25 protein-coding genes and 1 pseudogene are annotated in these 24016 nt (G+C 56.9%); 17 read left to right on the forward strand and 9 right to left on the reverse strand.

What is annotated here, in order from left to right:
* The first annotated feature begins 19 nt into the window (after positions 1-19).
* Positions 20-1939 carry a S8 family serine peptidase gene (locus tag PLANPX_RS18270; RefSeq protein ID WP_172992155.1) on the forward strand — a complete coding sequence of 640 codons (1920 nt, stop codon included), beginning with the start codon at positions 20-22 and terminating at the stop codon, positions 1937-1939.
* Between the two features lie 418 nt (positions 1940-2357).
* Here PLANPX_RS18270 and PLANPX_RS18275 read toward each other — a convergent pair whose 3' ends face one another.
* A complete protein-coding gene (locus tag PLANPX_RS18275; protein ID WP_152100122.1) occupies positions 2358-2672 on the reverse strand; it encodes a helix-turn-helix domain-containing protein in 315 nt (104 codons plus the stop codon).
* Between the two features lie 129 nt (positions 2673-2801).
* Complete coding sequence (locus PLANPX_RS18280) at positions 2802-3443, reverse strand: recombinase family protein (protein ID WP_152100123.1); 642 nt, start codon at positions 3441-3443, stop codon at positions 2802-2804.
* A 1106-nt stretch (positions 3444-4549) separates the two neighbouring features.
* On the opposite strand from PLANPX_RS18280, the gene PLANPX_RS18285 reads away from it, so the two are divergent.
* The 6 genes from PLANPX_RS18285 (at position 4550) to PLANPX_RS18310 (ending at position 9316) form a co-directional block, all read left to right on the forward strand.
* Entirely contained in the window at positions 4550-4732 is a 183-nt protein-coding gene (locus PLANPX_RS18285) for a hypothetical protein (protein WP_152100124.1), read from the forward strand.
* Positions 4733-4858: 126 nt separating this feature from the next.
* Positions 4859-6265, forward strand: a complete 1407-nt coding sequence (locus tag PLANPX_RS18290; protein ID WP_152100125.1) for a primase-helicase family protein — start codon at positions 4859-4861, stop codon at positions 6263-6265.
* A complete protein-coding gene (locus tag PLANPX_RS18295) occupies positions 6262-6585 on the forward strand; it encodes a hypothetical protein (RefSeq protein ID WP_152100126.1) in 324 nt (107 codons plus the stop codon). The genes PLANPX_RS18290 and PLANPX_RS18295 overlap by 4 nt, the downstream gene beginning before the upstream one ends.
* Positions 6586-7165: 580 nt before the next feature.
* A complete protein-coding gene (locus PLANPX_RS18300) occupies positions 7166-7831 on the forward strand; it encodes a hypothetical protein (RefSeq protein WP_152100127.1) in 666 nt (221 codons plus the stop codon).
* Positions 7828-8088, forward strand: a complete 261-nt coding sequence (locus PLANPX_RS18305) for a hypothetical protein (RefSeq protein WP_152100128.1) — start codon at positions 7828-7830, stop codon at positions 8086-8088. Before PLANPX_RS18300 ends, PLANPX_RS18305 begins: the two co-directional genes overlap by 4 nt.
* Positions 8089-8803: 715 nt before the next feature.
* A complete protein-coding gene (locus tag PLANPX_RS18310) occupies positions 8804-9316 on the forward strand; it encodes a hypothetical protein (protein ID WP_152100129.1) in 513 nt (170 codons plus the stop codon).
* Between the two features lie 36 nt (positions 9317-9352).
* Here PLANPX_RS18310 and PLANPX_RS18315 read toward each other — a convergent pair whose 3' ends face one another.
* Both PLANPX_RS18315 and PLANPX_RS18320 read right to left on the reverse strand, forming a co-directional pair.
* On the reverse strand, positions 9353-9745 hold the full coding sequence (locus PLANPX_RS18315) for a hypothetical protein (protein WP_152100130.1): 393 nt from the start codon (positions 9743-9745) through the stop codon (positions 9353-9355).
* 13 nt (positions 9746-9758) lie between these two features.
* On the reverse strand, positions 9759-9974 hold the full coding sequence (locus tag PLANPX_RS18320; RefSeq protein ID WP_152100131.1) for a hypothetical protein: 216 nt from the start codon (positions 9972-9974) through the stop codon (positions 9759-9761).
* Positions 9975-10124: 150 nt separating this feature from the next.
* Here PLANPX_RS18320 and PLANPX_RS18325 point away from each other — a divergent pair, with 150 nt between their 5' ends.
* On the forward strand, positions 10125-10445 hold the full coding sequence (locus PLANPX_RS18325) for a hypothetical protein (RefSeq protein ID WP_152100132.1): 321 nt from the start codon (positions 10125-10127) through the stop codon (positions 10443-10445).
* Positions 10446-10563: 118 nt separating this feature from the next.
* Here the strand turns inward: PLANPX_RS18325 and PLANPX_RS18330 are convergent, their stop codons facing one another.
* The gene (locus tag PLANPX_RS18330; RefSeq protein WP_172992156.1) at positions 10564-11808 is read right to left on the reverse strand and encodes a tyrosine-type recombinase/integrase; all 1245 of its coding nucleotides are present in this window, start codon (positions 11806-11808) and stop codon (positions 10564-10566) included.
* An 88-nt stretch (positions 11809-11896) separates the two neighbouring features.
* Between PLANPX_RS18330 and PLANPX_RS18335 the strand changes: the two genes are divergently transcribed.
* Complete coding sequence (locus tag PLANPX_RS18335) at positions 11897-12082, forward strand: hypothetical protein (RefSeq protein WP_152100134.1); 186 nt, start codon at positions 11897-11899, stop codon at positions 12080-12082.
* Between the two features lie 509 nt (positions 12083-12591).
* Here the strand turns inward: PLANPX_RS18335 and PLANPX_RS18340 are convergent.
* Positions 12592-13353, reverse strand: coding sequence for a hypothetical protein (locus PLANPX_RS18340; protein ID WP_152100135.1), 762 nt, complete (start codon positions 13351-13353; stop codon positions 12592-12594).
* Positions 13354-13495: 142 nt separating this feature from the next.
* Positions 13496-14014, reverse strand: coding sequence for a hypothetical protein (locus tag PLANPX_RS18345; RefSeq protein WP_152100136.1), 519 nt, complete (start codon positions 14012-14014; stop codon positions 13496-13498).
* Positions 14015-14379: 365 nt separating this feature from the next.
* Between PLANPX_RS18345 and PLANPX_RS18350 the strand changes: the two genes are divergently transcribed.
* The 5 genes from PLANPX_RS18350 to PLANPX_RS18370 all read left to right on the forward strand — a co-directional run bounded on the left by PLANPX_RS18350 (position 14380) and on the right by PLANPX_RS18370 (position 20085).
* A complete protein-coding gene (locus PLANPX_RS18350) occupies positions 14380-14625 on the forward strand; it encodes a hypothetical protein (protein ID WP_152100137.1) in 246 nt (81 codons plus the stop codon).
* 470 nt (positions 14626-15095) lie between these two features.
* Complete coding sequence (locus tag PLANPX_RS18355) at positions 15096-15707, forward strand: hypothetical protein (RefSeq protein WP_232536170.1); 612 nt, start codon at positions 15096-15098, stop codon at positions 15705-15707.
* Between the two features lie 789 nt (positions 15708-16496).
* On the forward strand, positions 16497-17483 hold the full coding sequence (locus PLANPX_RS18360; protein WP_152100139.1) for a hypothetical protein: 987 nt from the start codon (positions 16497-16499) through the stop codon (positions 17481-17483).
* A gap of 188 nt (positions 17484-17671) precedes the next feature.
* Complete coding sequence (locus PLANPX_RS18365; protein ID WP_152100140.1) at positions 17672-19609, forward strand: right-handed parallel beta-helix repeat-containing protein; 1938 nt, start codon at positions 17672-17674, stop codon at positions 19607-19609.
* A 227-nt stretch (positions 19610-19836) separates the two neighbouring features.
* Positions 19837-20085 carry a hypothetical protein gene (locus PLANPX_RS18370; protein WP_152100141.1) on the forward strand — a complete coding sequence of 83 codons (249 nt, stop codon included), beginning with the start codon at positions 19837-19839 and terminating at the stop codon, positions 20083-20085.
* Here PLANPX_RS18370 and PLANPX_RS18375 read toward each other — a convergent pair.
* Positions 20082-20705: a hypothetical protein gene (locus PLANPX_RS18375; protein WP_152100142.1), complete on the reverse strand. Its 624-nt coding sequence runs from the start codon at positions 20703-20705 to the stop codon at positions 20082-20084. The genes PLANPX_RS18370 and PLANPX_RS18375 overlap by 4 nt on opposite strands.
* A 20-nt stretch (positions 20706-20725) precedes the next feature.
* Positions 20726-21619, reverse strand: a complete 894-nt coding sequence (locus tag PLANPX_RS18380) for a recombinase family protein (protein ID WP_172992157.1) — start codon at positions 21617-21619, stop codon at positions 20726-20728.
* A 432-nt stretch (positions 21620-22051) separates the two neighbouring features.
* Here PLANPX_RS18380 and PLANPX_RS18385 point away from each other — a divergent pair, with 432 nt between their 5' ends.
* The 3 genes and pseudogenes from PLANPX_RS18385 to PLANPX_RS28510 all read left to right on the forward strand — a co-directional run bounded on the left by PLANPX_RS18385 (position 22052) and on the right by PLANPX_RS28510 (position 23191).
* Positions 22052-22735, forward strand: coding sequence for a hypothetical protein (locus PLANPX_RS18385; RefSeq protein WP_152100144.1), 684 nt, complete (start codon positions 22052-22054; stop codon positions 22733-22735).
* Positions 22696-23055, forward strand: a pseudogene (locus tag PLANPX_RS28505) (MotA/TolQ/ExbB proton channel family protein); the annotation flags it as partial. The gene PLANPX_RS18385 and the pseudogene PLANPX_RS28505, both read left to right, overlap by 40 nt.
* 55 nt (positions 23056-23110) lie before the next feature.
* Positions 23111-23191: a PEP-CTERM sorting domain-containing protein gene (locus PLANPX_RS28510; protein WP_152101925.1), complete on the forward strand. Its 81-nt coding sequence runs from the start codon at positions 23111-23113 to the stop codon at positions 23189-23191.
* Positions 23192-24016: the final 825 nt, after the last annotated feature.

Genomic DNA, 24016 nt, shown 5'->3' on the forward strand with positions numbered 1-24016 from the left:
CAAAAGGAGTATCGAAGCGATGTATAAATTCCATTTGTCCTTCGCATTAACTGCGAGTGTCATACTTGCGCAAGTCGCGAGTGCCAGCACTGACTCGACCGGTCCGAACGGAATCAACTCCACGGGGTTGCTGGGTGCCAACAACCAACCACTCACAGGCGCGGGTGTGAAGATCGGCCAAGTTGAGGATTCAAGGCCGGCTAAATCAGGCGTGGATAGTGCAGGCTACATAAACTCATCTGTCAGTCCAGCTGCCGTTTTCAAGCTAGACGGTTCCCCTGTCCCTGATGAGGACATTCTCGGTCAGAATGGTCACGCGACGCAGGTGGCGAGCGTGATGATCTCAACTGACAACACTGACCCTGACATGGATGGAGATACGCCGATCGGCGTCTCCCCTGGTGCTCAGTTGTACGCTTCTGCAACTAGTGAGCCTGTAAATCCAGCGCAGACCGAGGCGGCCGTAAGCGCCCAACACATTGCAGACATAGGAGAAATTCGAGCGGTCAACATCAGCTTCGGCGAACAAGTAGTGGATGGAAACATATTCGATGGAAACTCGTTGTTTACGCAGTTTATCGATTGGTCCGCATCAGAACACGACATTCTGTACGTTGTGTTAGGAAATCAAGGACAGAGTCTTCCGATTCCTAAGGATAATTTTAATGGCATGACGATCGGCCGATCATCAAGGGTCGGAAATGTATTTCGCCGAGTTTCCAGCGTTAATACTTACGACGAGGATGCTGCCGGGTTTCGAACGTCAATTTCGTTGATCGCTCCCGGAGAAATGATACAAGTTACTGGACTTGGCAACGTTCATGCTCGGCCCAGCGGGACTAGCTTCGCCGCGCCACATGTCACTGGCACTGTGGCACTTTTGCAAGAGTATGCAAACGAACGGATTGCCAACGCCCCATCGGCGCAATGGAACGTGAGCGGAAATGCGCGTCGCCACGAAGTGATGAAGGCCGTGCTAATGAATTCCGCAGACAAGATAGAAGATGGAAGCATTGACGAAATTAATGGCGTTGATATTCCCGTGGGCGGTTTGCTCGGCATGGAACGCACGGTGGTGAAGCAAGATGGCGTCTCCACTTGGTTTGACTCAGACGCTTACGGCGACGGAGACCTTGGGTCAGGTCAATTTGTTCCACTTGACGAGCAAATGGGAACTGGGCATTTGAACGCCAGCCGAGCACTCACGCAGTTTCGAAGCGGGGAGCAGAACTACGAAGATGGCGACGTACCCCTAATCGGGTGGGACTACGGAACAACAACCGGCGAGGGCGACAATAACCGGTATCGTTTCAGCGAGGAATTACTTGGCGGCAGTTTTGTATCAATCACTGTCGCTTGGGACCGTCACGTTGAGTTGAACGATACGAATAGCAATAATCGATTCGATAGCGGTGAGACATTCGAGAGATACGATAGTGATGGCGATCCTCCAGACGACTCTGTGATCAACGACCTTGACTTGTATTTCCTCCCGGCGTCCGCGACATCCGCTGGCTTAGCCGAAGCGGCGTCGATTTCAACCGAAGGGACCGTAGACCACATTTTTTTCCAAGTGCCATACACCGGCTTTTGGCAGTTTTGGGTTGACCAGCACGATGAGGAAGCGGCACTGGGCAGTAGCCAAAACTATGCTGTAGCATGGTGGGCTAAGTCAGCAGCCGGACCCTCGATAACAGCAGATTTCACTGGCGACGGAACAGTCGACGGCGACGACCTCGCGCAATGGAAGGGTGACTTTGGCATCAACGACGACTCCGATGCCAACGGTGACGGCGTGACAGACGGTGCAGATTTCCTCGCATGGCAGCGAGAGTTTGGAAATAGCTCGGCGACGCCAACCTCCAGTAACGTCCCAGAGCCATCCGCCCTGATGCTCAGCATGCTAGGCTTGCCGTTTCTGATGCGACGACAGCGGTAGAAATGTAACTTCGCCTGCCGCTCCTGGCCCTCGGCGGGTTTCTGCCGTGGGCCTCTTCATTATCTGGCGTTGCGGCGAGGCTTAATGCGTATGGGCGCTCACGACGTTTTTCGTATCCTCGCAGTAATCCTCGCGATTGCGACAGTTGGAATTGCTGTCCTCACAGGACGAGTCAAGAACGGGTGGCTCCCGTGGCTGGCGATCCCGATTCCCGCCTTCGTGTGGTACTGGGCAATAGTGTGCCTTTACATGGGTTACTACATGTGGCAGTCTCGCGGCGTCCGGTAGTCCTACGGCTTGACAAGTCACCTTGCCCAAGCACAATGCGATATCGCGGTAGAAATGTATCTTCGCCTATCGTGAAAGACCCTCGGCAGTTTCCTGCCGAGGGTCGTTTTATTGTTGGTGGCTTGTGACTTCATGACCCAAGTCGCCACCCAGATTGCATTTCCACTCCCGACAGAAACAGCTCAAGGTCTGCCGGCTTCAGCCTGATGATACGACCAGTGCGGACGTGATTCAGTCGACCAGTGCGACACGCCGACTGGATCGTCCGCTTCGGGATGTTAAACATCTTCGACGCCTCCGCAACCGTGATGCGGGCTTGCGGTTGCAGGTGGGGCTCCGGTTTCGGGGCGTGGCCCAACATCGCCTCTGCGAGGACGAGCGAGGCGGCGGCACTAGGGTCACCGGTGAGTTTCAGGTCGCGGCGATAAGTTGATTCAATGTCCACTGCTCGAAATCTTCCTCCGTTTGCGCGTACCGCGCCGCTCAGATTTTGCGCACGTCAACATGGTCGAAAGGGCAGCGAACGGCGCGCCCGCAACGGCCGGTTGCAAGATCGAACTTTGACCCCTCCCGCCTAGCACGCGAGCAAACGCATCACCGCTGTAGCACTCCACGCCTTGCCGGTGCGGGTGAGGATGCCGCCATCGGTTAACCGATCGGCAATCACAGCCAACGATTCCCCAGCAGCACGCAACTTGCAAGCAAGGGGCAGGGCACGGCTTGCGTACAGGTGAGCAGCTTCCACGTTGGCGGCGGTGCCTTTGCGCCGTGCTGCCTTAGTGAGATTGGCAGCGCTGCCGAGCGCAGTTCCACGTGCCTTTGCGGCGGCAAGGGCGGCTTTCGTTCGCTCACTGATTCGCTTTGCCTCATCTTCAGCGACAGCGGCGAGAATATGAATCGTAAGGGGCGTGGCATTGGGATTGTCGCAGCAAACGAAGGGTATGCGCGCCTCCATGAGCCCGGAAACGAAGTGGACATTGCGAGCGAGCCGGTCAAGCTTGGCAATCACTAACGTCGCACCGTGACGGCGGCATGCAGCCATAGCGCGAGCAAGCTCTGGCCGATCGCAGCGTTTGCCAGTTTCCACCTCAGTGAAGTTGGCGACGATCTTGCCAGTGATGGCGAACGCCTCCACGGCGGCCTGCTGAGCTTCCAGGCCAAGGCCGGAAGTGCCTTGTCGTTTCGTGCTGACGCGATAGTAGGCGACGAGTTTCATCCGAAGTTCCCCTTTTCTACTCAATTTTACATCGCATAAACGTCGGTTTAAGCGATGTAACGCCAAGAAATACCAGATTCACAGGTCTAGTTATGTCGAATTTCAGGGGGCCGCTCGCTGGCTACCGCTGCTACGAACTGGTAGACCCGCGAGATGAGCAAGTGCGATATGTTGGCTGCGGCAGTGGACCGACTCCGTGGCTAATGCCGCGTGTTCACGCTCAGTCCGACGTGGTGCGATGGCTCGGCGAGCTTGCAGCGACAGGGCTGACGCCGTCGCTCAGCTGGGATGGCCTGCCATCGTGCTGGATGCGAGCTGACGCGGCCCGTTGGTTGGCGCGATCGCGGCGGCAGGCGCTGATTGCAGCGGGTTTTCGCGTCGTGAGCCACGGCGGGCCGACCGGCCGGCCGCGCAAAAGGCCATCTGAACTTTAGCATCAACCGTAGGGCAGAGAGCGTGTAGATTTGCTTTGTGGGGCTCTGTGAGGCCCGTAGGCGAGCGCCGAGCGACGATAGGTGTCTGGAGAGGCCGGTTTTACTACGGGCCGGATGTAAGTGTCCGATATGCCGCGTTAGTGAAATACCATGCGTCGGATGTTAGTTAAGGCGCGCCGTGCCTTAACTCGCCTAAAAGGAAAACTGCGCGCGAAATAGCCTGCAAATCACGGGGTCTCGCGGGTTTTACAGTTTTCGCAGTCGAAAAAGCAGTTGTAGCCCGTATTACATCTTCACTACTCACGATTTCAATATTACCCATTAGGTCAAATAAAGATGTAAAAACTGCAAAACCCGCGAGACCCCGTATTTTATAGGGTATTTCGCGCGCAGTTTTCATTCTGCATGAGTTAACGCGCGACGTGCGTTAACTCACAGTGGTCGGGTGGTGTATTGGGTTTGGCGAAAATCCGAGAATCTGTGAAAAATGGAACCGTGCTGCCTGAACTGTGAAGTGTCGGGATATCTCCCTCTCCCGTAACCGCAGCAGCGAGCCAACGCGGCGAGCAAGAGTTTTAGAAAATTGTGAGAAGCTCTGAAAATCCAACCCTTTTTGGTGGAACTGTGAAGTGTAGGGATATCTCTCCCTATGTGTGAACCAAGGAACAAAACATGACCGTCACTTATCATCCCGAAGCTCCGCGCGGCCGGCAGTGGTCCGTTGCCCACGACGGACGCATGATTGCCAATGTAAGCCGCATTGACGCTGCCGCAGCACTGCGCAGCCAAGGCCGCTCGATAAACGAAGCCAGTATCGAACTGGCGAAAGCCAAACTGCAAGTCAGCCGCGCCTGATCCGCGACGGCATTCTGGGTAGTGCGTTCGGGCCGGGCGCACTACCCATTTCCTTTTCTCACGGCCCAAATGAACGGCCCAATGCAAGATGATTTTCATTCCATCTGTCGCAAGGCAGGTGGAGTCGTGACCCTCAAGGGTTACGAGTTCGCCCCCGTCACGAAGTTTACCGCTACTGGCTACCTCACCACGATTCCGACCTGCCTTGCTGACCGTCCCGGCGTGGTAATGCTCCGCGCAAACAGCCTCGTTGTGCAGGTCATTGCAAAACCCGGCGACGATTGCCAATGGTCGCAGACTGAGCGCAAAGGATACTGGACGCTCGTTCTTCCGTTCGACTCTGAACCGACCGATCTCGATTTTATTCGCGTGGTTGTGTACGGCGACGGTGCAATCCAGCAACCCGACGGCACCTACCATAAGAAGAAGGGCGGCGGGTTCACTCGTAGCAGCGACACGACGGCCGGGCGTGTGATTCGAGCCAAACTTGGGGTGGGCAAAAGCGAAGCTGATTGCCTGATTGGTGAATGTCACCTCATCCCGTGGCAACGGGTCTGCATCCCGTTTGCTGGAGAATACCCCGGCGATAGACAGTGGAATATCGGGGCACCGCAGTACGTCTATCAGCCTAGCTGTGGGCCGCATACTAGCTGGGATGCGATCATTGATCACGTCGGCGAAGCATTGAAGATGCCGCCGGAACTTCAAGTAATCGGCATTCGCAGCGGCGGCGACTACCTTCGCGCGTGGTTTGCGTGCATTCTTCGCGATCCTGCCTGTCGCCTACCTTATCTTTTCCTTTTCGGCGACGAGAACTGTGGCAAGTCGATCTTGTGGGAAGCATTCTCGCTTCTCGTTACGGGTGGCGTCGTGAAAGCCGACCGCGCCTTGAACAGTGACTTCAACGGCGAGATCGACGGAGCAATTCTCTGCGTAATTGAAGAGAAGGACGTTAGCGGCATGAACACGCTGCCGCGAATCAAAGACGCCGTAACCGGCCTCACGCTCGCGGTGCGGCGGATGCACACCGACGTTTATCACGTCACTAACTACACCCACTGGATTCAGACGGCGAACAATAGTGGCGCTTGTCGTATTCCGATTGGCGACACTCGATTCGTAGCAATCCACGTTAAGGCACTGACGAGCGAAGTTCCCAAACCTGAACTGTTGGAGCGGCTGAAGGCTGAAGGGCCGGCGATTATGCACACGCTGCTCAACATGACGCTGCCGGAGCCGCAAGGCCGGCTCGCGTTGCCGGTCATCGCGACTGATGCGAAGGCAGGCATTCAGGAAGAAAACCTTGACCCGCTCGCTCACAAGATTGTGGATTTTATGTCGAGCCGTATCGCTTGGGAGGGAAGCGCGAAAGAGCTTCGCGATGCGGTCGGTGGCGCGCCGGGCAACATCGCGGGTCTCAAATCGGCAGTCAGTGGCTTCGCATCGTACCTTCGCGAGAATCGCATCATCGTGAAATTCCCGAAAAGGCAAGTGGATAGACGTTACATCATCAAGCTGCGGAGGGTTGCGTGAACCGCCTAGTCTGGACCGAAAACGGCAATCAGTTCGCGATTCGCGATGCTGACGGCTTCCTCCACTTCCCGAAAGCAACCGAACTCCACGAGTTTGCTAGCACGAAAGAGATCGCAGAAGCTCGCCATCGCTACGAGGCGTCGCAGACGCCGTTGCCTGTCTATGACGTGGCGGCCGACCTCTATCACTGGGGCGACCCGACTGACCTCTGGCCAGCCGAGGACGTAGCCGAAGATATCAGGAAGCTCTGGCCGGGAATGCCAGTTGAGTTTTTACTTGAATCGAGCCGCCAGATGGCAAAGCTCGGCATCACCGATTAGACGGCGGGGCTCTTGCGAATTCCCTCGTCGTCTCGCTCCCCGCCCCTCCACGGGGTGAGCGTTACGCGGGCGCGGTGGCGGGTATCACCGCGCTCGCATTTTCCATAGGACAACAATGAGTACCAATCAGCTAATTCGCCACTGCGCGGCGTTAGGTTTTCGCGACGCGATCAAAGCCGCAACCATTCTGAAACATACCGTCAAAGGATCGGGAAACCTTGAAGCGGCTGTTGAATCGCTAAGGAAGAACGCACCTCACCTCTTCAAATGACACCAAAACCATTCTGGGCAATGCAGCCCGGCGAGCAGCGGCAGCAACTGAAAGTTCGCTACTACGATTACCACGACGCGCGAGACGCTAGTCATTGGCTTGCGACTCACTGCAAACGCTGGGGCATCTTGATGCCCGATATCGTTGAAGCTCGTCATACCGACGACGGGAGAATCCTCCTGCGTCGCGGCGACGGGCGCTTTGAAACAATCAGCAGTGACAGCACTCCTGCCATCCTGCGACTAGTTCTTGAACATTTAAGTCGCGTGCCGCGAGTGCCGGCAAGCGATCAAACCACGGAGAACCCAAATGACTGACTATGCGCGCGGCACCGATGGCCGCTGGTTAAGCAGCGCTGAACGAGTTCAGCGTTATCAAGCTCAGAATCGTTCGCAGCCTGCGAAGGTGACTGAGCCGCTACGGAAACTGTCTAGCGAGCAAATCTCGGAAGCTCAAGAGGCCAAGAGGCAAGGTAAAGCTGAAGCGGCGGAGAAGTTCCGCGAACCGCAATCGCCGAATCCTTGGGAGCGGCAACGGCGGCAGCTGGAAAAGACGGCCGCCACGCCTCGCGACTTCGCGCAGCTGAAGCGATTCGAGCGGCATGCAGCACAGTGGGAACGCGACAATGCGGATCGCCTCCAGCGTGAAGCCGTTGCTGAAACTCGCCGTTCAGACCCCGCCTATAAAAACGCGGTGGAGCATAGCGACGCATTCTTGCGCACCATCGCCCCTGACTTCTTAGCCGCCGCCAGCAATGCCCGTGGTTATCTCGAAGCATCCGGCGACTTCGATGGTTATTGGGCCAAGGTGTCCGCCATCGAATCTGAAGTTTGGAGCCGCGAGGACGCCAAGACGAGCGAACTTGCGCTGAAAGCGAGCGCCTCCATGACTGAATTTAAAGAGCAATGCGACCGCAGCAATGAAGCTGCGGCGCGATTGCGCACTGCCCAATCCCTAACTGGAGAGAGTGAATGAACCCCTATTCAATGATCTTGAATAACATGAACGGTCTGCCGTTTGATGCTGAAGAGGCGATGATCCGCAACACGATTCGCCTGCTTGAAGCGAGCTACGCAAGCGGATACACGCCAATCAGCGGGTATCCCCCTGAAAAGTATCTGGTAGAGCAACTTACGGCACGCTTTGGCGAGGCTGATCTTGCCGTTCGACGGATCACTCGGCGCTTCGCCGGCCCTCTCAACGCGACCTTCAGCTATCCAACGGGGGCGTGATGCAACAGCAAATCAGTCAGTTCCCCGCTCCCGGCACTCCGCTCTACGCGGAGCTTTGCCGGCGGCAGGATGCGATTATTCGCAGCACTGCCATTATTACCGATGAGGAGCGCAAAGCGCTACTCAGCGATGGCGTGGGGCTCTGCTATGTCCCCGACGTACCCCGACCGATTGAACGTCCTCGCTACACTCCCGACGGCGTGATGATTGTCACACCGTCTATCACCGTATTTCCACCCCCGCCACGGCCGACGAAAAATCCGTGGTACTGGAGGCTTATCTATGCGATTTGAGACTACTACGATTCTCGTCGGCAGCGTGCCGACGAGAATTGAGCTAACGGCGTCACGCGAAGTGTGGTTGCGTCCCGCGCCTGATTGCGAGTCTGACTTGTACGTCAGCAACCGGCTTGGCGTCGAGGGATTCCCCGTCCCGTCAGGCGGAATGCGCTTCAACGTGGAAAAAGAAGGTCATCACGTCGTTCTGTACTGTGTTGCGCGGAACGACTTCACCGACAATCAGCTTCATATTCTGGTGCGATAGATGGACCTAATCAAACAAGCGACATACGAGTGCTTAGGGCACGAACGGATTGAGAATCTGATTGAGAGTCAGCCACTGCCGAACATCCCTGCTGGCGCTCGCTGTTGTCTGATTCAACCGACTGCAAACTGCCTACTTTGGCACAGCGCTGGCGAAGACGCCACGCTGGAGAATGGAGCGCATCGGCTCTGCTCGCCGGAAAGCATCGTGCTACAAGTTGAATTGGGCAGCGTTCGCATCGGCCCTGCCGATACCACGGCTGCCGTGTCAATCAGCTACTACAGGTGATGCGATGGAACTAATTCCGAGTGAAGAGAACCCCTACGGCGTTACTGGTCCCGTAGATTGGGCGAGCCTAGACCCACTCGACATCAAGCATGAAATTGCATTGGTGCGAAGCCAGCTTGCGAAGGCGAAGGCGGAAGGCGCGCCGCCGACGATCATCGCGCAGCTAGCGGCAGTTGTCGGCAAGCTCAGTCGCGACTACGCGATCGCATGCGTGAGAAATGGCAAGATGATCCACATTGACCGCGTGAGAGCATTTCTTGGCGATATGGCTGGGCAATTAGCCGTGCAATTCAGCGATGTGCCTAACTGGGAGTCGCGAATTGACGCTGTTGTGGCAAACTTCACACTCGGCAACACGCCGAAGCAAGTGACCGACCTAATTGGCCGCGCAAAATGAAATGAGCCCCTGCCCAACTGGGCAGGGGCTCTTTAGCTAAGCCGATTTAGGTACTTTGCCCTGGAGCCTACCCCAAGATGCCGCCTCAACCTCGGCAGGCGTGAAAGGGGACTGGTCGGGATACTGCGCGAAGAGGGCCGCCTTAGTTAACACTTCAAACGCAAGGGCACCCATCATTGAACGCATCCACGGATGGTTCGGGAACATCGTGAACTCCTCGCCGAGATTAGGCATATAAGCAGGCCACTCGTCAGTGGCGTTCACGCAATCCCAGACGATCAGCGGTAGCAGCTTCAGCACTTGCTCGCGCTCGTGGGGCGTCAAAGTCCAGTGAGTGTCTAGTTTCTCCACAAGGAAGTCGTGGTAGGGGATGTCGATTGTTGGCGTTGGCTGACCCTCAGCGGGAGGGCGGAAACGGATACATTTCATTGGTGTGTCTTAATTATGCAGCGATGGGGTGCCGGGTATAGCCGATGATCCGGACTAGCGAGAAGCGATCCAAGCTGTCGCAAGCGATGAGGAAGTCCGCAGCAGCCTGACCTGAGCTTCGGGCGATTCTGATGCCAGATTGGTGACACAGCTTTACTCTGGCGTACCCTTGCACGAGGGCAACATCGTTGTCACTGAGGGCGTCTAGGCGGGCGAACAGATCGTTCATGGTGAGGACTCCAGAGAAGAGTAGGGCACTACTCAAACATGCAGGCGCCTAGCATCGGCGCCAAATCCGACTCGGGAATAAATCCTCATATTCGAGGCCCGTTTGGCGCCAATTTGGCGCCCGTGCCGGATATGCTGCTATAATGCCCGCATGAAACCTCACATCGTCGGCATGCTGGCTGGATGGGCGTTGTGGGCTGCGTTTTTCGCGGTTGCCTATGTGGTGATGCAGCGGGGAACGGCGATTCTTCCAGAGCCGGGAGTATTTAAAAACTTGATCAGTGTGATAACGATTGCCGCGATGCCGATCGCAATTGGGGGCTTCTTGTTCGTGTGGGGCGATGGAGCTGGGCAGCCGCCGCCGTTCATGACCACGATGTGGTTCAACATAGTCTTCGGCCTTATCCTCTATGGGGCGCTTGGGGCGATGGCTGGGGCCATCTATGGCCGGCTCCGCAAGAAGCGATCGTAGGCTCGTTTGCGCATTTGTCGCGCAGCTTGATATTTTCCGGTGATTACGCAATATTTTTGCAGACTCGAAATCAGGTGCCCCGAAAGGGGTTGTGGGTTCGAATCCCATGCCCTCCGCTCTAGAGTTCGTTGCTCTGCAACGACTTACGCTCTTCACTCGCAGCCGCGCTCGTCGCGGCTGTTGGCGTTTCTGGGGGAATGCTACCTGAAACGTTACCCTGCCAGTTCCAAAGGTCCGCCGAAATGTCGTCGGCGTTGTGCTCCACGTAGTAGCGCATCGTCGTCTCGATCGACGCATGGCGCATCAGCCGCTGGAGCATCACTGGCATCACCCGCTTTGACCACCGGGTTCCGAACGCGCGGCGGAGGTCGTGAGCCGTCGCGCACTTGGGAACCTTGGTGACGGCGCCGGTCTTTTTGTGGACTCTCAGCCGGACGACGTTCGGGTCGACTACGACGAGCGCTTCCTCGCCGATCTTGGCCACGATCCGGCTGGCCCGCTGGGTGTCGATCGGCTTGCCCCGCACCAGCCCTTCGATGCCGAACACCAAGCCGCTGCGTTCCGCCTCGGGAACCGCCAGCAGGAACTCGCCAAACTCCGGCGCGATCGGCAGCAGGGCGTCGCGCTTCGACTTCTGAGCCTCGCCGAAGATCCGCAGCATTGGGTAGCGACCGCCAAGCCGAACGGTGATCGCCGCGTCAGCGTCCCACGACAGCTGCAGCGCTTCGCTGAGCCGCAGTCCCGACAGCCAAAGGCCCCGCAGTAGCCGCTTCCAGAGCTCGGCGTCGCCCTTGCGCACGTTCGCGACCTTTGTCAGCATCCGCTCGTATTCCTCCGCGGTGATCGGCCGGCCGCGCATCGTGCGATCGCCCTTGGTGAGCTTGGGCATATCCACCCGCGGCGCCTTGGTGATCAGCGACCGACGCTCCGCCCAGCTGAACGCGGCGCGCAGCGATCGTAGATGGCTGGCTAGCGTGGTTTGCTTCATACCTCCGGCGAGCAGCTTGGCCTGAAACTGGCTCAGCACGTTCGAGTCGACGGTCGCGAGCAGCTTCGGCGAGACCACCCGCTCGAGGTGATTGGCGGCAGCCTCCCAAGCCGCGAGCGTCTTGCCCGACAGGGTCGCCATCTTCTCCTCTTCGTACCGTTCGCGGAACTCCGCCCAGGTCATGCGGCTCTGACGCTGGTAGCGGCCCTCGCGCAGCTCGGCCTCCCACTTCGCCGCGGCGCGCTCGGCGTCCCGACGGCGCGAGGTCTTGGCAGACTTCGCCACCTGCTTGCCGGTCACAGGGTCGACGTACCGCAGCACGAGGTTAGGTCGTGACTTGTATTTCACGACGTGGACTTTGATCTGGTCACTCATCTGGTGGGTCTCCAAAGGGTTAGGGGTGTCTCGGCATAGCGTTCGCATTGCTTTGCAAAACGAACCTAAGATTCCGAGGAGTCAAAACATGAAACTGCTGCTATCACTTGCCGCGCTGCTCCTTGGCGTCGCGCTATGCGGCGGCTGCTCAAAGTCGGAAGCGCCTGCTCCTAACGACACAACGAGCGGTTCTTCAAATCCGGTGACTGCCCCCGGAACGGGGGGGACGACTAGCGGACAGACGACGCCTGGCGGCGCTGCTCCGAGCAACTAGCTGTGCTCCGTATACCGCCACGATGAACGACTTCTAACCGATCCAGTTCGACGCTTCGTCTCAAGACTGCTCCTGGCTGGGACAAAATGAGGCGAACGTCAAGAGCGGGGAGTCGCCCTGAACCGGCTCTCCGCTTTTCCAATCCTGCCTCGCCGGTTGGCCGTTGCACTTTGGTCCAAGTCCCACCTCGCAACGGCCGCCGGCGAATTTTTTCTCTGCCCGGCAGCTGCAAACTTCTCGTGACAAATTCGCGGTTTTCTGCGATACAACTGCTCGCTTCCGCCGGCGGGCCGCTGTAGATCTCTCAGGCGAGTCTGTGGTGGCCGCCGGTGGTCGCACTCGGACTTCGGTCCCTCTCGATTCGCGGGCTTTTCCCAGGCTTTTCTGCTCGACGTCAACGAAAACGGGCTGATTCGGTCCCGGTTGGTCTGCACCGCTCACTGAGTGGCTTGGTCACCACGCTAAGTCGGATGGTCACAACCGCTTAGCTACGCTCGGCGGTCGTTTGGTCACCGGCACGAGAAACGTAGATACTCCAGGCCCGTTGGTCGATAATTCGCTTCATGGCCGCTAACCGATACTCTCCCGACGAATGGCAACTTCTGATGGCCGCTGAGGCTCGCATTGATACGGCGATGGCCAACCCGCCGGATGCGTTCGATCTCGCGAGCCTTGCACAAATCGCTCCTCTTGAGAGGATTCGAGTCGCTTCCTTTATGGCCTGACGTTCCGCAGCAATCCTTTTCTTGCGTCCAGTCCGACCCGCAGTAGTCGCACTTGTAGTAGACCAGCGACGGCCGAAGCGAAATGTCCTCCCAGGTGATCTCCGATTGCCGCGACATTGCGGAAATGAGCTCATACGAGACGGCAATCGCATAGGGATCGTTGTCGTGCTCACGGCCGCTGGCCATCGTGTCGACCTCCGACGTAGTCTCCCAAAGCAGCTTGAGTTCGGTTAGAACGCGCCCCGACGGCACCTCGATGATCCGATAGCGATCTTCAGTCGAAACGGTGACCGACGAACCGTCGGCGGCAACTTGTTCTACGGCATGGCCCTCACCTGGCTCATCGCCGAGCATCGTTTTCTTGCCAAACCACCGTGGCCAGTTCCTCGGCTCGTATTTATCGTCGCCCTGCGGCTCTGGTCCCAACGCTTCTAGCGCCTGGGCGTAGCTCTCCGGGCTATGGCTAAGAGATAAAGCCTCGCGACCGGCGGGGATTGGCACAGCTGCAAATGATGCTGCTTGGCCAACGGCTTCAGTAACAAACATATCAACTACCTTTCAGAGTCTGCCGCGGTGGAGGCGAGGTACAAAAGCCGGAGAGTACGCACAACGGCCGTCCCCAGGCCTCCAGCGGCACACCAAACGAGGAAATGAGATCGTTCAGTATGATTGGCGTGAGAGGCCGAACTCAGGAAGCGTGTTGTTTCTGCGCTGAGCGAAACGGGCGTTTATCCTCACTCTTCGGCTTAAACAGCTTCACCGTCTCAAACCGCTTAGCCGGGCCAGGTAGCAAGCGACCAAGCTTGAAACCCTGCGCACGGTGGTAGACCTTCCGTCGCACTTTGACGGTGTTCTCGTCAGCGTGTAGTCCGCTGCTGAAGTGGTGAACCTGATACGAGCGCTCGCGCGGATCGTCGGACAGACCGCGGTTGTCGAAGTTCAGTACTTTTCCGGTCTCGTAATCGACGGCTTCAATCCACTCGCCCTCTTGGCAGAAGACCTGCAGCGCCACTTGCTGGTGGGCGAAGCGTCGAGTGACAAACTCAGCGAACACCTTACCCGACGGACGTTCAACGAGTCGGCAAAGACCTTTAACCGACACGACGGCCTTCGCATCAGGCAGCAGTCGGGCGACCGTGAAACGTCCTTGTAAGACCTTGCCGCACGCGCCCCTCAGAGTGGCGGGAAGCTTGGAACCAGCAGCCATGAGTTGCTCTCCATGGCGCCGCTCGGATAGTCGCGAAAAGAAGCCGCCCCAGCGGGGCGATCGCCCCTATCACTGAGGCGACTCTGACAACCCGATGACGACGCGAAAAGACTGTAGGCCCGGTAATGCGGTTCAGAAGGAGCTATGAGACTCCCGCGCGTACCTTGCTCCGGGGCTACCCCCTTCACAGCTTGGCACGCACACACACTACCGGGCCTACGGTCTGACGAAACAGTCATCGAATTGTCCTCATAGATCGGCTTCTGACGGCCGGTCAGCGGTATGCTGACAGGGACAGTATGGACTGCCCCAATGCCCAGTGTCAATATTGCCTCGGCCGCGTTCCCCCTGCGATGGAGAGCACAGTGAAGAAAGACAACCACCCCCGGCACATCCAAATCACCGGGCGCCACATCCGCTGCGACACAATCGACGACCGCGAATTGTTGGCGCAAGCGAAGTCGATTGCTGAAGACCCCTCGGCCGCCGCCGGCATCTCTCTGGCTAACCTCTACGCCATTCGCGATACCTGTCAGCGGTACGCTCTCGGGAGGGCTCAGCGAGCATCGAAAATCGCGATCGACACTAGGTCGCCTACAGGGCCGCGGTAGCGTGACCTCGACTAAGGTGACTCCGCGGTCAGGCCGGCCGCTCCAATCGCACAGAGCGACGTGTCCGGCGTTCACTTTTCTACTCGACTGCCGTTTGGAGCTGGAATGTCGGAACTCATGCGAGCCATGATTGGTTGCATCACGATCACAACCGTCGTGATGGGGACACTGACGTTCATGATGCGATCTTGGCTGCTCAGGCGCCTGAAGGCTTCGCTCCGGTCCGAATTCCAAACCCGGCTCGACCAACTTCGCTCGGAAATGCGGGAGGAGTTCCGTCAACTGCGAGTTGAATCAGCGGAAACTGGACGACGTAACAGGCCGAAGTAAGTAGCCCTCTGGGTATCGCGTCGCCGTAACCCGTTGCCCTACAATGCTCGTCGCTCTGATACGGGATCAGGTGACCTTTTCCAGTCCAGCGGTGCCGAATGATTTGGCTCGACGCAACCCAACGCCATCACCTGCTTCGCATGGAGCCCGACGACAGCGTCATCGCATGGCGCATCAGGCTGCGTGCCCATACGGCTCTTGAGCTGATCGACAATGGCCCCGAGTCGTTCGTTGTCGGCCGCATGCTCGCCGACGAGATCCGTCGCCATGAAGTGACCGAATGGGGCGAGGAAGCATGGGACGTGGCCGACGCTGACAGCCAGGGCTGGGCTGATCTCTACAACTCGTTCCTTAATGCCGACGGCGATTTTGGTGTAGACGAACTCGATACCCTAGCGGACCCGATCGTCTTCCTTTACCGCTTCGACGTGCACCCTGACTTCGCCAACTGGAAGATGGCGGCACTGGACGCCTTTTGCCGGCTCTTTTCGACAGACGCGATCATCGTCGCTCTCTACCGCCAGGCGGAGTTGTCGCTAGAAGAGTTTAAGGCCGTTGGTTTCAACGTCTGGGAAGGCGTTGGGATCGAGCCGCCGATGGAAGCTCGCGAGATCCACGAGACTGCGGTCTGGATGTTAAGGGACAATAGCCTGATGACACCGCTGGCCGTGACGGACTACCCAAAGGAATGCCCGGACGCGACGCGTGAGCACCAGCGATGGGTGAGGGCGCTAAGTGAGAGGCAGGGCTAGGCGCGGCGGGTCCCGCTGGCTGGAGCAGCATGGGCCTTGGCGTGAGTGAGGGACAGTAGTAATGGCGCGGGGGAAGAAGGGAAAGCGAGCCGAGATTTGCGTATACTGCGATCGAGTTGCAGTCACTCGAGATCACGTGCCTCCCAAAGCCATATTCCCTAAGCCGCACCCCAGCACGCTTGTATCAGTTCCTTGCTGTCGAGCTTGCAATCAAGCATTCTCGGCGGACGACCAGTACTTCAGCGTCACTGTGCCGACCAGGCATGACGTTGAGGGAAACGAAGGCGCGTTACAAGTCATGCAAACCGGCCTCCGTGGTCTATTCAGGCCGGAAGCGAAGGGCTTTCGCACTGCAATCCTATCGAGATTGGAGACGGTCAATCTCGTAACACCATCGGGAATTTTTCTAGGTGAAGGGCTCAGAACTGAGGTCGACTACGAACGTCTTGACCGCGTTGTTCGAAGAACCGTCCGCGGGTTGTATTTTCGCGAATATCACGCGCGACTGCCGAAAACAACTCAAATTTCCGCCATGATTGACTCTTCATTCAACGAGGCAGAGGTAGCCGCAAGGAATGGGCGCGATAGAGTTGTCGATTGGCTCCGGGAGTGTCCTCCAAGGGTGATTCAAGCCGGCGTCTTTCATTACTGGCATCGCCTAGATAATGACTCCCCGGAGAACGGCGCCTGGCTGTTGGTGTTCTACGACCGAGTCTGGTATTTAGTGACGACGGCTTCCAGTGAGCGAAAACAGTAATGCCTAATGACCATTCAGCGCCGGATCGATTCGTGATCCGCCGTAGCTTTTCATCGGAAAAAGACTTCGTTATCGAACTAACGAAAGAAGAGTTCACATCGCTCCACGCGGCAAAGAAAGGCGTCTTCGTTGCGCTGGACGTCGAAGAGAAGTACAGCTATATCGTCGGCAATTTTCGCGAGTTTGAACTTGCTCTATTGGAACACTCCCTCGACGGCTTGCTTCGGTTCGAGACCGAATGGAGTCACTTGGCCGGAAACATCCATCGATTCAATCGCCTGCTCGTCAACTTCCTGACAGCGTGCCGGCTTTACCATGACCAAGTAGACCGAGAGATATGTCAGATCTTTGGGCATGAGTCATCTGAACGTGCAAAGCTGAAAGCGGCTCGCAACGAAGAATTTGACGCTAGTGCGTCGTACAGAGTCATGGAGGGCCTGCGCAACTACCTCCAGCATCGCGGATTGCCTCTGCGTCGGGTCAACATGGATATGTTCCGAAACCCTGACGCTCCGTCTGACACCGAATGGAGGTCAATTCCGTACCTTGATGGTCCTGCGCTTGTGGCGGACGGGGGCTTCAAAAAGCAAATCGCCGATGATCTAACATCGCTGGGCAAGCGTGTAGATGTGCGCCGACTTACACGTGATTACTTTCAGTCGATGGCTCGCATTCACCAGCTCGTGCGATCTCTAATCAAGAGCCAAGTAACTATTTGGGTCGAAGAGGTGCTAAGGGGGTTACAGCGTTACGAAGATAAATATCAGCACCGGAAGCACGTTGAGGTAGCGTCGCTCGCGGACGGTAAGTTGGTCGAGCGGTTTGCCATCTTTGAGGAGCCAATCAAAGAACTCAATTCTCTCAATAAAACACTAACTGCAGCCGCAAACATATCTGAGCACTTCGTCAGCAGCCGCCTGTGCCGATCTGGGCCGAGCGTTGAGGAGATTGAAAGAATCGCTGATGAGCGACGATGGGAGCAACTCCACCGTTGGCACGGAAATTTAGGCACGGATTAACACGCCGGCGGTAGCGAAACGAGTAACGACGAGTTTGGGGTTGCGGTTGAACAGCAAGTTTCTTGTGCAAATCGCCTGATCATCAATCAGGTGGCCGACCATTCGCTCGGCAGTCAACAACTATTCGTGAAGAGACGCAAAATTCTTTTTAAGGATTAAGCCACCCCCTCTGTCCAGAAGGAATTGAAATGGAATCCGGAGCGTCCGCCAACAACACGGGTAATCCCATAGGTGGGGGTGAAGGCTACACACGACGCGTAGACCCTGCTCAATCGCAGGTGGTACGGACGTTAGATGAACTCGCAGACGCTCTGCATGCGGCCGATGGCACGCCGCAGATCATTTACGTCGATGATGCAGCAACAATCGAAATCCCTTGGGCGCTAAAAATTCCAGCCAACGTCACCCTAGCTAGCGGACGTGGACTGAATAACTCGAAGGGAGCTTTGCTGACTCGCACGCACGACTTAGAAGACAAGCAGCTTCTTATTGTTGATGGCCCCAGTGTTCGAATCACTGGTATTCGCGTTTGGGGCAGGGATGAGAAAACTGCAGAGTCGCCACGCTCGCGGATTGGGGTTATTAACCAAGAATACGACCGTTTGGAGATAGACAACTGTGAACTTTACGGTTGGACACATGCAGCGATCTTTCTCGGCGGTTTGGATACGATTGGGCCGACAGCCAGCGCTGAGATTCACCATTGCCACATCCACCACAACCAGAAAGATGGCAACGGTTACGGAATCGCCCACAGCAAAGCGCAATCGATCATCGTAGCAAATCGTTTTGAACGAAACCGACATCACATCCAATCAACTGGAACGGCTGGGTCAAATTACACTGCTTCCTTTAACACGTTCCACGCCCGTGGACACAAGACCAATTCCACTGCATGTGACGTGCATGGCGGGTACGACCGACGAGACCAGTCCGATCAAGCCGGCGACCAGTTCGCAATTCAATACAACGATTTCAATGTCCCGAATAGTGATTCCGAACCCGGTGATACGCCGCTGCCGTCAGCGGCGTTCTACCCGCGCGGCAGGCCAAGCAGTGGAGCAGTGTTCTCGAATAATGCCTGCTATGGGTATCGTCAACCTGAGGATGCAATTCGACAGCGATTTCATTTTGGGAACGTTGAAGCTTACAGGAACGAGTTCAACTCACTTAAGCCAGGTTGGTTCGTATCTTGGGGAGGGCGAAGTCCCTGGCTTCGCATTTTCACACCTGGTGATAATCTCGTTGATCCTGGGCAAGCTGCATTCGGCCGGTTTGCGTCCTTTCCTGACCGTCGTCCAAATTGTCAACTATTTGTACGTGGCGAGCGCGTGTCATCTAGTAGCGAGGCGCACTACTGGTGGTGCCTGAGATTTCGTCCCGATTCAGGTGCGTTTGACGATCGCATCAGGTTAGATCTCCACAGTTCGCCTTACCCGGTAGCCGATTTTCTTTTTGGCGACTTCATGGCCGCGGGGTCCACGGGGATACTCAAACTACAAAATGATCGTTTCTATATCACGACGTCATTGAGGCAATGGGATTATGTCAGCCCCGTAGGATTCTCTGTGGGAGTAGATCGCTCCCAGCTTCAAGTCGCTAACGTCGACCTTGATGGGTACACGCGGGTCGTGAAAACGGAGCCTAATTCCACAAACGGCTGCACAAAGATCATGACCTGGAGTTCCGACAACACAGCCGCAGACGGGCCTCGAAATGACTCACAGTGGAAACTGCTTTTCGAAGATCCGTCGCTTCCGAGCATCAATGACATTGCGTTTGCGGATTGGTACGGAGATCGCATATCGCATGCAATGTGGTCGGACGGGAACGAATGGAAGGCGCACTGGTCTACACGGCCTAGCAGCAAGACGGCCACCCTCAAAAAATGGGATCGGCCGTATCCGCTTAGCGATTTAGGCGTCGGACGCTTTTTCCACGACCGGATCGCAGACGTATTCAGGATAGATGGAAATGACTGGCTTGTTTCTCGTGGTGCACGCGAGGACTGGATTAAGATCAACACTGTCCATGCGACTTACAAACCGTCGGATTTTTATTTTGTGGATTTGGACGGCGACGGGATAACTGATATTCTTCGCTTTGGAATCGATGAGCGGATCTAGTGAGGCGGGTCGCCGCAAGGCGGAGATTACGCTGCCAAGTATCATTCGAGGTAGCGTGGTCGATAAATCCTGAATATATCGTGGCGCTATTTAATCCTCGACACCTGATTCGGTGTCAGGCGACCAGCAAAAAAACGCCCCGCGCGATTCGCGACGTCGGCGGGGCGAGTAAGATGTCAAAGAGCGTCAGGCCGGGACCGCCGGCCGCGGGCTGCGAGGATCAAGCTATGTCGACTGTGCCGCCGCCAGTTCAGCCTGCCACGCGTGTCGTCCTGATCGACGGCGACATGCCGTGGCGTTCGGTGTTTCAGCTGACTTGGAAGTTCTCGATCGCGTCGCTGGTGATCTGGACGGTTCTGCTGATTCCGATTCTCACGATTACCAGCGCAGTGCAGTCGTGGCGCGACGCCGGCCGAAGAGCTGATCTTCAGCAGAAGATACGAGACATTGACGCGACGTTCAGGCTTGACCGTTAGTATCCAACCATCAACGCCATCTGAATCTCTGCCATCGCCGCGTTGTTCAACTTCAGTGTTTCGATCATCGAGTTAATCAGGTCGATCTGCTCCTTCTTAAATTCGCTGAACGCCTTCTGAAGCTCCTTCTTCTCGTCTTCAAGTTTGGCGATTGCTTCGGTGCTCGAGAGCCCCTTGGTAAGTTCTTTGAGGGCGGCGGTCATCTCCTGAACGGCAGTCGCCGCCTCCTTCATCGCACCACCATCACCGCCAAGGAACGTGTTACTGTCGATGCCTAGCGAGTCGAATCGCTTGGCGTTGATCTTGTCTGCCTCGCGTCGACCTCGATCACCGCCGTTTCGTTGCAGGGCTTCCATCTCGAACGGATTCAAATCGACGCCCGACTTAAGCTTCATGTCGATGTCTTTGAGTTGGTCAACTTCCATCGGTGACAGCGCGCCGATCTGAGCCTTGAACGACTGAAGCTTCCGTTCCTCCAACTGCAGCTGCCGCTCAGCGTTTGCCAGCATCTTCTCTTGCTGCTGAATAGCTTCAATAGCCGCGTCGCGCTCTGCCATTCGAGCTCGCGCGATCTCTTGCCGCAGGTTGATCTCTTCCTGGAGGTCGCCAATTATCGACATACCTTTCCGGTTCTCAGATTCTAGAATCTCAGCCGCTGCAGCTGGGGCCGATGGATCAGAGAAGGCATTGTCGCGGGCATGCGCACCTTGAAGTCCCAGTCTGGGTCGTCGATGTGGAATCCGTCACTCGCCCCATAGAGCCCGATCTTCATCGTCTTACACATTCCGGCGAGCTTCCATGCTTCTAGATCATTGCGGCTCGCGCGGTCGAAATCGTCGATGATGATTGCTTCGAGCCGTAAGGCTTTGATGCGAACAATCTTCAGCAGATTCTCGAATCCCTGACGGTGGCCTTGAGTGGCACGGCGACCGAAGTCAGCCACAATCAGCCCCCATGGAATAAATAGCCCTCGCGATTTTGCGAACGCAATAGCTTCACGCACCTGGTCTGCGATACTCTTGGGCTGCGAGTTGTGGTCACTGTAGCGGGGGTAGTTCGCCGCAATCTTTAGCCCAACTGTTGCTAGCCGATTCATCGCCTCAACGTCAACTTTGCCGGTCATGTGCCGTTCTTTAAACTCGGCGACCATCGATCCGACAACCAAACTGCCAGCATGAGGGACGTAGCCGCTCGCTAAGTGCTCTGGCCACGCGGCAGCAGCTAGCCGGAGATATTCACGCGCCAGCGATTCAAGTTCGCTGTCCTCCGGTAGCCCTTGCTCTTCGCGGGCTTTGCGGTGCTTCCGAATCGGGCGAGGCAGAATGTCGTCTTCACGATCTGGCGATGAGCCGCCAAGCACTGCCGCGAGGACGAGCGCTAGCAGAACTCCCATCGCACGATGCGCCAAAAAGTTGTCCCGGTTTTGTCCCTGTTGCTGACCTCCACGACGGGATACAACCGGATTTAACGAGAGATGATGGTTACGGCGCAAACCGTTACCGGTATCGACGTTAGGCCCGAAACTGTTCGCCATTAGGCGGTTACGAAAGCGAGGGGGGTAGAATCCCATGCCCTCCGCTTCGTTTCTTCGAGCGCTTCGTTGCAGCGCGTTGAGCTTCTCCCGCACGGTGAATGCGGTTTGGCGAACGGCCCCTTGGGTGTCGCCTCTCTTCTTACCCCGCCCCATAAGCAGCGACCCCATAAGCATCGACGGGCGGTAACGCATAGAAAGCTTGAGAAGCCGGCTTGGCGTCGTTTGAACTCGCCACGTCGATAACGTACCGGTACGCCAAACTGCGAATTGAGACTTACCGATTTTCCAACTACTATTTCCAAGGCGCCGTATTTTCTAAAAATATACATCCACCGGGGCTGATTTGATGCCAGGCGAGCTAGTGACGCGATACTGTCCTTCTTGCGAAGCTCGCGTGAAGGCTCTTGAGCAAGCGTTCTCGCAGCCGCGCAAGTGTCCGAAGTGCCAAACCGTCGTCACGTTTTTCGACTATCCACGGGACGTCCGCGACGCCGTCCCCATCCGCCGGCGCCTGCTCAGACGGAGTGGTTTGATTACGCTCTTTACGCTTCTTTCGCGGTAGCGCCGCTCTTCCTGCTGATCGCGCTCGTTTGCCTCTTGTTCGGCATGGGCGATTTGGCGATGTTTCTGGGGGGGTTCTGCTTCGCCCTGGCGCTGCCGCTGACGCTGCGGTTCGGCCAGCTCAATGCGTCGCTGCTGCTGATGCGGCGGGAACGCGATGAACTTCGCGCCGACAACCTTCAGTTGCGCGATTCGGTCGCCGCCGCCGCTTCGCTGGCGAGTGGATTTCGCAAGAACTTCGATTCAGTGCTCAGCGACTACAAGGACGAAGTCCGCAAACGCTACGCGCGAGCGGAAGATCTGTTCGCCGCCGCGGAGGAGCGGCAGCAAACCGTCGACGCCCTGGGCAAGCGATTTCTCAAGGAAACGGTCGCCAACCTTAGCAGCCGGCTCACGGCCAACAATTTCAATGCTTCGGCCGAACGGCTGCGCAAGACGATCGAGTTCTGCCGCAAGTCGCGTTTCGAGGTACCCGCCTCGCAGGAGCATCAACTCCTGGAAGAACGCGGCACTTCGTGCTTTACAACCGCATCAGCGTCGCGCTGGCGAACCTGAAGAACCTCGGCCGCGTCGGCGACGTCGACGAGATCCTCCGCTCGCAAGCCGAAAACGACGAAGCGGCGCTCGAAACCAGCTACAGCGTCGTCGCCGGGTTCGTCTGGGCGATTCCGGTGCTCGGCTTCATCGGGACCGTGCAGGGGCTGTCGTCGTCCATCGGCGAATTCGGCGGCGTACTGCAATCGGCGGAGAATTTCGACGTCGTCACTTCGAAACTACGGAGCGTGACGGCTGGTCTGACAATGTCGTTCGAGACGACGCTCGTGGCGCTGGTGGCGGCCCTCTGCATCCAGCTGCTCCTGACGTTCATGAAGAAATCGGAGCAGGAATTTCTGGACGAGTGCACCCGCTACTGCGTTTGCTGGCTTTGTAATCACCCCAGAACCGACCAGTCTCGGCCTCGGTGGCGTAGGGGCTATGGCTACAGTCTTACTAACGCGTCGCCGACGGTGAGCAGGCAGCGTGTTTCATGCCATTCTACAGCGGCGGCTCTGATAGTCCCCAACCCGCAGTTTAGTTGGGTGGCAATCTCGTTCACTAGTAGGTCGTGCTGCCACGGTTCCATATTTTCGCTCATCAAGCGCTTGGCTGCACGTTGTTGAGCGACGCGATTTTGGAGCGATCTCCCATCTGGCCGCGACAGACCGTTGGCTTCACACCAGCGCTTTATCGCCTCGTCGACGACTGTATAACTACAGCGATACTTCCTTTCGATATCGCTGATCGATAACCGCGCGTCGAAATCCGACTTGATCTTCTCGGCTAAGAGTTCTTCTTGCGACGCCTCTCAGACGTCAAGTTCGATCTCGCGTACGTCATGGGTGAAGTCGTCTGCGGCAGCGGCGGGCTCAGCGCCGCGTTGAGGCCGACGTTAAATTCTAAGCGATGAAAAGTCGGCATTTGTCAAACGCTCGATTTCAAATACTTATAGGTACGAGAGTTGCGCAATGAGGCTCGCGAGAGTTCTCGTGGTTGACGTTTTCACGTCAGACGCCTCCAGCCGTTGAGTCGTTCAACGAGCGAACGGGAAGAGAGAACTCACGGGCACTCGTCACTGTCGAAGGGCCGACAAAGTACCGTGTAAAGAGCCTGCCCCTGTCATTGTGGTATATTGCCGGTGGAAATAGTAGTGCTTGTCGAATCCCGCAAAGCTCGCAGGTGGAAATACGTTTGAGCTCGCCGCGAGATGCATGCCGACATCGGGTAACCGTTAGACGTGAACGCTTTCCGAACGGCGCTGAAAAAACACGAGCTGCGCAACCATCTGACACGCTCAGA

It is taken from the genome of Lacipirellula parvula, assembly GCF_009177095.1.
GTDB lineage: Bacteria > Planctomycetota > Planctomycetia > Pirellulales > Lacipirellulaceae > Lacipirellula > Lacipirellula parvula.